Here is a 3,255-nt window from a genome sequence, read left to right as displayed (position 1 = left end):
CGCCGCCAATCCGGCCAAGTCCGCCGCCGCGAAGGCGGCGAAGGCCGTTCCGGCGGCTGAGACCTCCGCGGCGAAGCGGGCCGGTACCGCTTCGCGGGCGGGCCGGGCCGCCGTCCCCGCCACCCGCACCCCGGACGCGGCCGACGGCCCCCTCGCCGCCGCGGCCGCCCCGGCCACGGCCGTCGGACGCATCCCCGTCCTGGACGTCCAGCCGGTCGTGCAGCACGGGCGCCGTCCCGCAAAGGCGGTGGTGGGCGAGGAGTTCGAGGTCTCGGCGACGGTCTTCCGCGAGGGCCACGACGCCGTCGCCGCGAACGTCGTCCTGCGCGGCCCGGACGGCCGCCCCGGACCCTGGACGCCGATGCGCGAACTGGCCCCCGGCACCGACCGCTGGGGCGCCCGGGTGAGCGCGGACGCGGAGGGCCGCTGGACGTACACGGTGGAGGCCTGGGGCGACCCGGTCACCACCTGGCGGCGGCACGCGGGCATCAAGATCCCCGCCGGGCTCGACACCGAACTGGTGCTGGAGGAGGGCGCCCTGCTGTACGAGCGGGCGGCCGCGGCCCTGCCCAGGGGAACCAGGGGCAAGAAGAGCAGGGACACGGTTCTCGGGGCCGTGGACGCGCTGCGCGACACCGGCAGGCCCGTCGCCTCCCGTCTCGCCGCCGCGCTGACCCCGGAGGTGGACGCCGTGCTCGCCGAGCATCCGCTGCGCGAACTGGTGACCTCGTCCGAGCCGTTGCCGTTGCTGGTGGAGCGGGAGCGGGCGTTGTTCGGGGCGTGGTACGAGTTCTTCCCGCGGTCGGAGAACGGGCGGGGTGGTCCGTCGGCGCACGGTACGTTCCGCACGGCGGCCGAGCGGCTGCCGGCGATCGCGGAGATGGGTTTCGACGTCGTCTACCTCCCGCCGGTCCATCCGATCGGCACGACCCATCGCAAGGGTCCGGACAACACGCTGTCCGCGGGCCCCGAGGACGTCGGGGTGCCCTGGGCGATCGGTTCGCCGGAGGGCGGGCACGACGCTGTCCATCCGGCGCTGGGCACGATCGAGGACTTCGACGCCTTCGTCGCCCGGGCCGCCTCGCTGGGTCTGGAGATCGCGCTGGACTTCGCGCTCCAGTGCTCCCCGGACCATCCGTGGGTGGAGAAGCACCCGGAGTGGTTCCACCACCGGCCCGACAACACGATCGCCTACGCGGAGAACCCGCCGAAGAAGTACCAGGACATCTACCCGATCGCCTTCGACCGGGACATGCCGGGACTGGTCCGCGAGACCGTGCGGGTGCTGCGCCACTGGATGGACCACGGGGTGCGGATCTTCCGCGTCGACAACCCCCACACCAAGCCCGTGGTCTTCTGGGAACAGGTGATCGCCGAGATCAACGGCGCCGACCCCGACGTCATCTTCCTGGCCGAGGCCTTCACCCGGCCCGCGATGATGCGGACCCTGGCCGAGATCGGCTTCCAGCAGTCCTACACCTACTTCACCTGGCGCAACACCAAGCAGGAACTCACCGAGTACCTCACCGAACTGGCCGGCGACTCCGCCGCCCGCATGCGCCCCAACCTCTTCGTCAACACCCCCGACATCCTCCACGAGTTCCTGCAAGCCGGCGGCCGCCCCGCCTTCGAACTCCGCGCCGTCCTCGCCGCCACCCTCTCCCCCACCTGGGGCATCTACAGCGGCTACGAACTCTGCGAGAACACCCCCCTGCGCCCCGGCAGCGAGGAGTACCTCCACTCCGAGAAGTATCAACTCCGGCCGCGGGACTGGGAGTCGGCGGAGCGGGAGGGCCGGAGCATCGCGCCGCTGGTGCGGGAGCTGAACGCGGTCAGACGACGGAGTCCCGCGCTGCGTCAGCTGCGTGACCTGCACTTCCACCACGCGGACCAGGAGGCGGTGATCGCCTACTCCAAGTCCGTGACGGACGACCGCGGTTCGAACACGGTTGTGGTGGTGGTCAACCTCGACCCGTACCACACCCAGGAGGCCACGGTCTCGTTGGACATGCCGCAACTCGGCCTGGACTGGCACGAGTCGGTGCCGGTGCGCGACGAGCTCACCGGCGAGACCTACAACTGGGGCAGGACCAACTATGTGCGACTGGAGCCGGGCGTCCGGTCCGCGCACATCCTCACCGTCCTGCGACCGTCCTCACCGCTGATCGGAGGGTCACCCACCACATGATCGTCAACGAGCCCGTCCCGGACACGTTCGAGGACACCCCGGCCAAGGACCGCGATCCCGAGTGGTTCAAACGCGCCGTCTTCTACGAGGTCCTGGTCCGCTCCTTCCAGGACAGCAACGGCGACGGCGTCGGCGACCTCAAGGGCCTGACCGCCAAACTCGACTACCTCCAATGGCTGGGCGTCGACTGCCTCTGGCTGCCGCCCTTCTTCAAGTCCCCCCTGCGCGACGGCGGCTACGACGTCTCCGACTACACCGCCGTCCTCCCCGAGTTCGGCGACCTCGCCGACTTCGTCGAGTTCGTCGACGCCGCCCACCAGCGCGGCATGCGCGTGATCATCGACTTCGTCATGAACCACACCAGCGACCAGCACCCGTGGTTCCAGGAGTCCCGCACCGACCCCGACGGCCCCTACGGCGACTACTACGTCTGGGCCGACGACGACAAGCAGTACCAGGACGCCCGGATCATCTTCGTCGACACCGAGGCCTCCAACTGGACCTTCGACCCCGTCCGCAAGCAGTACTACTGGCACCGCTTCTTCTCCCACCAGCCCGACCTCAACTACGAGAACCCGGCCGTCCAGGAGGAGATCATCTCCGCGCTGCGGTTCTGGCTGGATCTCGGGATCGACGGGTTCCGGCTGGACGCGGTGCCGTATCTGTACCAGGTCGAGGGGACCAACTGCGAAAACCTTCCTGCTACCCATGAGTTCCTCAAGCGGGTGCGCAAGGAGATCGACACGCACTACCCGGACACGGTGCTGCTGGCCGAGGCGAACCAGTGGCCCGAGGACGTCGTCGACTACTTCGGCGACTTCCCCTCCGGCGGCGACGAGTGCCACATGGCCTTCCACTTCCCCGTCATGCCCCGCATCTTCATGGCCGTCCGCCGCGAGTCCCGCTACCCCGTCTCGGAAATCCTCGCCAAGACCCCCGCCATCCCCGGCAACTGCCAATGGGGCATCTTCCTGCGCAACCACGACGAGCTCACCCTCGAAATGGTCACCGACGAGGAACGCGACTACATGTACGCCGAATACGCGAAAGACCCGCGTATGCGCGCC

2 protein-coding genes are annotated in these 3,255 nt (G+C 69.6%); both read left to right on the top strand.

Going from position 1 to position 3,255, the window contains the following annotated elements; all coding sequences use genetic code 11:
- The coding region (locus ACFWI4_RS37790) for a maltotransferase domain-containing protein (RefSeq protein WP_387205781.1) at positions 1-2,188 on the top strand (2,188 nt) is incomplete at its 5' end.
- The coding region (locus tag ACFWI4_RS37785; protein ID WP_387205779.1) for an alpha-amylase family glycosyl hydrolase at positions 2,185-3,255 on the top strand (1,071 nt) is incomplete at its 3' end. The genes ACFWI4_RS37790 and ACFWI4_RS37785, both read left to right, overlap by 4 nt.

Source organism: Streptomyces sp. NPDC127038, from assembly GCF_042725875.1.
Classification (GTDB): domain Bacteria; phylum Actinomycetota; class Actinomycetes; order Streptomycetales; family Streptomycetaceae; genus Streptomyces.
This window is presented reverse-complemented; position numbering and strand designations above follow the sequence as displayed.